Here is a 6,784-nt window from a genome sequence, read left to right on the forward strand (position 1 = left end):
TCCGACGCACACCGTGCAGTGATCGTCTCCACAGGTTCACGGCGCGCCGCCGTCCGCAGGCCGAGCCGCCCCTCCAGACCGTAGAGTGACGCCCGTCATGCAGCCCAGAGTCACCGCGATCCTCGTCGCCGCCAACGGGGCGGACCACCTCGACCGGACCCTGGACGCGCTCGCCGCCCAGACCCGCCACCCCGAGAACCTCGTCGTCGTCGACCTCGGGTCGACCGACGGTTCCACCAAGGACCTGTCCTTCGGCGGCTCCGCCGAACTGCTGCGGCTGCCCGCCGGTCGGCCGTTCGGCGAGGCGGTCGCGCGAGGCGAGCGCGAAGCGCCGCCCGCCGTCGCCGACGAGCCCGTCGACGAGTGGCTCTGGCTGCTCGGGCACGACAACGCGCCGTCGCCCTCGGCGCTCGCCGACCTGCTCTCCGCGGTCGAGATCGCACCGTCCGTCGTCGTCGCCGGCCCGAAGTCGGTGTCGGTCGAGGACCCGGCGGTGATCCGTGCGTTCGGCGAGAGCATGACCCGCTTCGGCCGCTCCCTCGTCCTCGTGCAGGACGAGCTCGACCAGGGGCAGCACGACCGGAACACCGACGTGATGGCCGTGGCCGCCGGCGGCATGCTCGTCCGGCGTTCGATCTGGAACGAGCTCGGGGGCTTCGACCCGGCGCTGCCCGACGTCGACGCCGCGCTCGACTTCTGCGTGCGGGTCCGCCTCGCCGGTCACCGCGTCGCCGTCGTCCCCGAGGCCCGGGTCACGAGCGCCGGCCCGATCGAGGAGTTCGGGCGCAAGCGCGTCTCGGAGCGTCGTCGCGTCCGGATGCACCGCCAGGCGCAGCTCCACCGACGGATGACCTACGCCTCCGCCGGGGTCCTCTGGATCCACTGGCTGACGCTCGTGCCGTTCGCGATCGGACGTGCGATCGGTCACCTCGTCGCGAAGCACCCCGCAGCCGTCAGCGCCGAGCTCTCCGCCGCCTTCGCCGTGGCCTTCGGGGGCGGTGTCGGGCGCTCCCGTCGGACCCTGGCCCGCAACAAGAAGCTCGGCTGGGCCGCCGTCGAGCCGCTCCGCGTGAGCTGGCGTCGGGTGCACGAGCGGCGCACGACCTCCCGGGACGTCGAACTCGCCCGCGTCGAGGACGCCCCCATCGCCCGGGCGTCGTTCCTCGGCGACGGCGGCATCTGGGTCGTCCTCGCCGCGGCCGTCCTCAGCGTCGTCACGCTGTACCCGCTCCTCGGCTCGCCGGCGCTGACCGGGGGTGGCCTCCTGCCGCTCAGCACCGACGTCGCCCGGCTGTGGCAGAACGTCGGGTACGGCTGGCACTCGATCGGCACCGGGTTCACGGGCCCGTCCGACCCGTTCGCGGCCGTCGTCGCGGTCCTCGGGTCGATCACCTTCTGGTCGCCGTCGACCTCGGTCGTGCTCGTGATGCTCGTCGCGTTCCCGGTCGCCGCGCTCGGCGCCTGGTTCGCCGTCCGCAAGGTCACGACCCGGACCTGGGTCCCCGTCGTCGGCGCGGCGCTCTACACGATCGCCCCGACCCTCGTCGGCGCCGTCACCAGCGGACACCTCGGCGCCGTCATCGCGCACGTCCTGCTGCCGTGGCTGTTCCTCGCCGTGCTCGAGGCGCACCGGTCGTGGGCCTGGGCGTCCGGCGCCTCGCTGCTGTTCGCGGTGGTCGCCGCCTCGGCCCCGTCGCTGCTGCCCGTCCTGCTCGTCGCGTGGCTCGTGTCGCTCGTCGTCGGTTGGCGCCGTGCGCACCGCCGGGTGTTCATCCCGGTGCCGGCCGCCGTCCTCTTCCTGCCGCTGGTGCTCGCGCAGGTCTCCCGCGGCAACGTGCTCGCGGTGTTCGCCGACCCCGGCGTCCCCTCTGCGACGCGTGCCCCGTCGGCGTTCCAGCTCGCCATCGGCCAGCCCGTGCCGGACTGGAGCGGCTGGCTGCCCACGACGTCCGGGCTCGCGCTCGCCGCGTGGATCCTCCCCGTCCTGATGGCCGTCCTCGCGCTGCCGGTCGCCGTCGCCGCGATCGGCGCGATGCTCGGGCACCGGTGGGCCGTCGCCGGGGGAGCCCTCGTCGTCGCCCTGCTCGGGTTCGCGACCGCGTACGCGGCGACCCAGGTCACCGTCACGGGTGTGGGCTCGACCACCACGATCGTCTGGCCCGGCAGTGGCCTGTCCGTGTACTGGCTCGGGATCGTCGCCGCCGCGTGCATCGGCATCGACGTCCTGCCGCGGCTCGCCCCCGTCGCCGGGCTCGTCACGACCGTCCTCGCCGCCGTCACCGTGGCCCCGGCGTTCGGTGCGTTCTACCTCGGCAACGCCGTCATCCAGCCGACCACCGGCCGCGTCCTCAGCGCGTACGTCAACGCCGAGGCACAGGCGAACCCGGACGTCGGGACGCTCGTCGTCCAGCCGCAGACCGACGGCTCGCTCGCGGTGTCGCTCGAACGCGGTCAGGGCTCGACGCTCGACGACCAGTCGACGCTCGACTCCACCGCCCTGACGTTGAGCCGCTCGGGCTCGCAGCTCGCGACCCTGGCGGGCAACCTCGCCAGCCGGAGCGGCTACGACCCCGAGCCGGCGCTCCGGCAGCTCGGCATCAGCTTCGTCCTGCTCGACGACGCCTCGGACGACCAGGCCGCGCGCGACGTCCACGACCGTGCCGCCGGCGCGATCGGCCAGAACGCGCTGTTCACGAGCATCGGTGAGACGACCAGCGGCCAGCTGTTCCACTACGAGGGCGACGTCGACCGGCCCTCCACCGGATCGGCCGGTGCCCACGCCACCCACGTGCTCTACCTGATCGTGCTCGGCGTGGTCTTCGGCGCCGCGGCCCTGCTCGCCGTGCCGACGGCACCCCGGCGCCGCCGTGCCACCTCGAACGTCATCGAGGCCGAGGAACCCGCCACCACCTTCGACGAGGAGCGCGACGAATGAGCACCGACACCGCCTCCGTCCGTCGCTGGATCGTCCGCGGCACCGCCACCGCGATCGCTGTGGTCGTGGCCGCCGGTGCCGTCACCGCGGCGCACGCCCTCGGCACCGAGTCCGATCCCGGACGTCCGGCCGGCAAGACCGTCACCCCGGTGCCGGCCGACGCCGAGCGCGTCTGCGCGGGCAGCGCCCTCCGCCTGTCCGACGATGCCGGCAACGACGCGACGAAGGCCAGCACGGTCGGGTCCGCCACCGTGGCGACCGCGACCACGGGGTCGACGGTCGAGCGCTCCTCGCTCGACCCGTCGACGACGGGCGGCAGCGACCCGCGGCTCCTCGCCGCCCCGGCGGGGAAGTCCACGCCCCAGGTCGCCGGCAGCAGCTACCAGAGCGTCTCGAGCGGCGACCTGGTCGGCGTCGGCGCAGCGTCCTGCGACGACCCGAGCCAGTCCACGTGGCTCGTCGGCGGCTCCACCGAGACCGGACGCACCAGCCTCGTCACGCTCTCGAACCCGACCGACGTGAACGCCACCGTCGACCTGTCGATCTACGACGGCACCGGCACCGTGAGCGCCCCCGGCACGACCGGCATCGTCGTCGCGCCGAACACGCAGAAGGTCGTCCCGCTGTCGGGCTTCGTGTCCGACCAGGGCTCCACCGTCGTCCACGTCGAGTCCTCCGGCGGCCAGATCGTCGCCCACATGCAGGAGTCGATCGTCCGCACGCTGACCCCGGGTGGCTTCGACATCGTCTCCGGGGGAGCGGCACCCTCGACGACGCAGATCATCCCCGGCGTCGTGCTGAAGGGCGCCCAGGAGGCACAGCGCGGCGACGACACCGCCGACGCCGCACCGATCGTCCGGCTGTTCGTGCCCGGCACCCAGGCGGCTCGCGTCACCCTCGGCATCACCACCTCGGACGGCGGCGGCTCCACCGTGAACGCCACCGCCGAGCCCGGTGTCGTGACGGACGTCGCCCTCGACGACTTCCCGGACGGTCGCTACTCGTTCACGGTCACCTCCACGGTGCCGATCGTCGCCGGCGCCCGGACCACGACCCCGACCGACGACGACCGCACGGACCTCGGGTGGTTCGCGTCCGCCGAACCGCTCGGCGGGACGACGATCACCGCGCTCGCGCCCGGGAACAACCAGCGCCTGACGTTCGTGAACCCGACCCGCACCGACGCCCGGGTCACGATCCGGACGGGCGACGAGGAGCAGCAGGTCGACGTCGTCGCGGGCGCGACCCAGACGGTGATCGTGCCCGTGTCGAAGCAGCTCACGCTCACGGGGACGAAGGGTCTCGTCGCGGGGGTCACGTTCCAGAGCGGTGACGGCATCGCCGGGTTCCCGGTGCGCGCGGCGACCGAGGTGTCGACGCCGGTGCGCGTCTACCCCTGACCCGGGTCGCGCGTGGACCGCGCGCCGCGGGTCACCAGTGGCGGTAGCGGTCCGGTGCCAGGTCCCACGGATCCTTGTCGATCAGTTCGCCGACGGCACGGAACACCGCGGTCTCGATGATGACCCGCTTGTCGGTGTCGTCCTTCTCCGGGCTGCGGGTGACGCGCTCGACGGGGATCCGGAACACGGTCACGCGACGCTGCTCGCGGTCGACGCGCCACCGCGGCATGTGGTCGGGGAGCGTCGCGTCGGTCGGCATGTCCGCGACCTGGAACACGACGCCCTGGAGTTCGTCCGGCCACAGTCCGAGCAGGTAGTGCGCGGTGTCGCCGACGATCCGGTCGAAGGTCTCGGCGCGGGTGATGATCGGCGCGAGGTCCGGACCGGTCACGCTGGACCGTCCGCCGCGACCGTGCCGGGAGCGGCCGCGGCCTCGGTCGACCGGTGTGACGAGACGGGTCCTGCGACGCATCCCCACATCGTACGCGCGACTCCGGTCCCAGCAGCGCTCCGCTAGGGTCGTGGACGGTATGGACGTACGGATCTGCAGCAAGGTGGCCTGTGGCGCGAGCGCCGCGGCGACGCTGACGTACGACTACGGCGACTCGATGGTGGTCGTCGGACCGCTCTCCACGCGTGTCGAACCCCACGGGTACGACCTCTGCCAGCGCCACGCAGCGCAGCTGCGCGTGCCACGCGGTTGGCAGGTGGTGCGGCGTGAGCCGCTCCGCCGCGACGCCGACTGAGCGCGCTCTGCTCAGTCCTCCACAGGGGGCGGACTGGAGGCACGGATCACCTGACCGACGTCGCCTGACGACCCGCGCCTCCCGGCATGGAAGACTGATGGGCATGCCCACCGAAGCCCGTACCGCAGCACCGTTCCGCGTCGCCGACCTCGCCCTCGCCGAGGCGGGCCGTCACCAGATCCGCCTCGCCGAGAACGAGATGCCGGGCCTGATGTCCCTGCGCGAGGAGTTCGGCGCATCGCAGCCGCTCGCCGGCGCGCGCATCGCGGGTTCCCTGCACATGACCGTGCAGACCGCCGTGCTCATCGAGACCCTCGTCGCGCTCGGCGCGCAGGTCCGCTGGGCGAGCTGCAACATCTTCTCGACGCAGGACGAAGCCGCCGCGGCGATCGCGGTCGGGCCGACGGGTACCCCCGAGTCCCCGGCCGGTGTGCCGGTCTTCGCGTGGAAGGGCGAGACGCTCGAGGAGTACTGGTGGTGCACCAGCCGCATCTTCGACTGGTCTGCCGAGGCCGAGGCAGTCGGCGCCGAGTGGATCGGCCCGAACCTGATCCTCGACGACGGCGGTGACGCGACGATGCTCGTGCACACCGGTGCCGACGCCGAGGCGGCGGGCCGAGTCCCCGATGCCGGTGCCGACGCGAGCGCCGAGTGGAAGATCGTCCTGGACACCGTCGCCGCCTCGCTGCAGGAGTCGACCGACCGCTGGACCCGCATCGCGGCCGACATCGAGGGCGTCACGGAGGAGACGACCACGGGCGTGCACCGCCTGTACGAGCTGTCCCGCTCCGGTGAGCTGAAGTTCCCGGCGATCAACGTCAACGACTCCGTCACGAAGTCGAAGTTCGACAACAAGTACGGCATCCGTCACTCGCTGCCCGACGGCCTGAACCGTGCGACCGACGTCCTGATGGGCGGCAAGGTGGCGTTCGTCGTCGGCTACGGCGACGTCGGCAAGGGTGCGGCCGAGGCACTGCGCGGCCAGGGCGCACGGGTGATCGTGTCCGAGGTCGATCCGATCTGCGCACTCCAGGCGGCGATGGACGGCTACCAGGTCGCTCGCTTGGCGGACGTCGTCGGCGAGGTCGACATGGTCATCACCTGCACGGGCAACCTCGGCGTCGTCGGCGTGGACGAGATGCTCGGGCTGAAGCACCTCGCGATCGTCGCGAACGTGGGGCACTTCGACAACGAGATCGACATGGCCGGCCTCGAGTCCCTGCCAGGTGTCGAGAAGGTCGAGATCAAGCCGCAGGTGCACGAGTGGCGCCTGCCGACCGGCCGCTCGATCCTGGTGCTGAGCGAGGGGCGGCTCATGAACCTCGGCAACGCGACCGGGCACCCGTCGTTCGTGATGAGCAACTCGTTCACGAACCAGGTGCTCGCCCAGATCGAGCTGCACACCCGGCGCGCGGAGTACCCGACCGGCGTGTACGTCCTGCCGAAGCACCTCGACGAGAAGGTGGCGCGCCTGCACCTCGACGCCCTCGGGGTCGCGCTCACCGAACTCCGTCCGGAGCAGGCGGCGTACATCGGCGTCCCGGTCGAGGGCCCGTACAAGCCGGAGCACTACCGCTACTGACGCGGCGCGCGTCCGCGGTGGTCGGACGATCGCGCCCCGTTGCGAACATCGCGCCCCGACACAACGGGGCGCGACGTTCGCAACGGGGCGCGAAGACGGACCGGCAGCCGGGCGGCGCGCC

The 6,784-nt window shown here is 72.6% G+C and carries 5 protein-coding genes; 4 read left to right on the forward strand and 1 reads right to left on the reverse strand.

The features are described from left to right. Window positions 1–97: 97 nt before the first annotated feature. Together FS532_RS08340 and FS532_RS08345 are read left to right on the forward strand one after the other, a co-directional pair. Window positions 98–2,935 (forward strand): glycosyltransferase, encoded by a 2,838-nt coding sequence (locus FS532_RS08340; protein ID WP_144752483.1) that lies wholly within the window; start codon window positions 98–100, stop codon window positions 2,933–2,935. Continuing rightward, a complete protein-coding gene (locus tag FS532_RS08345) occupies window positions 2,932–4,335 on the forward strand; it encodes a DUF5719 family protein (protein WP_144752486.1) in 1,404 nt (467 codons plus the stop codon). The genes FS532_RS08340 and FS532_RS08345 overlap by 4 nt, the downstream gene beginning before the upstream one ends. Before the next feature lie 31 nt (window positions 4,336–4,366). Here FS532_RS08345 and FS532_RS08350 read toward each other — a convergent pair whose 3' ends face one another. Next, the gene (locus tag FS532_RS08350) at window positions 4,367–4,807 is read right to left on the reverse strand and encodes a hypothetical protein (protein ID WP_079236434.1); all 441 of its coding nucleotides are present in this window, start codon (window positions 4,805–4,807) and stop codon (window positions 4,367–4,369) included. A 58-nt stretch (window positions 4,808–4,865) separates the two neighbouring features. Between FS532_RS08350 and FS532_RS08355 the strand changes: the two genes are divergently transcribed. Together FS532_RS08355 and ahcY are read left to right on the forward strand one after the other, a co-directional pair. After that, window positions 4,866–5,081 (forward strand): DUF3499 family protein, encoded by a 216-nt coding sequence (locus tag FS532_RS08355; RefSeq protein ID WP_144752489.1) that lies wholly within the window; start codon window positions 4,866–4,868, stop codon window positions 5,079–5,081. 103 nt (window positions 5,082–5,184) lie between these two features. After that, the gene (gene ahcY, locus FS532_RS08360) at window positions 5,185–6,663 is read left to right on the forward strand and encodes an adenosylhomocysteinase (RefSeq protein ID WP_144752492.1); all 1,479 of its coding nucleotides are present in this window, start codon (window positions 5,185–5,187) and stop codon (window positions 6,661–6,663) included. Window positions 6,664–6,784 lie beyond the last annotated feature (121 nt).

It is taken from the genome of Curtobacterium pusillum (assembly GCF_007673235.1).
Taxonomy (GTDB): domain Bacteria; phylum Actinomycetota; class Actinomycetes; order Actinomycetales; family Microbacteriaceae; genus Curtobacterium; species Curtobacterium pusillum_C.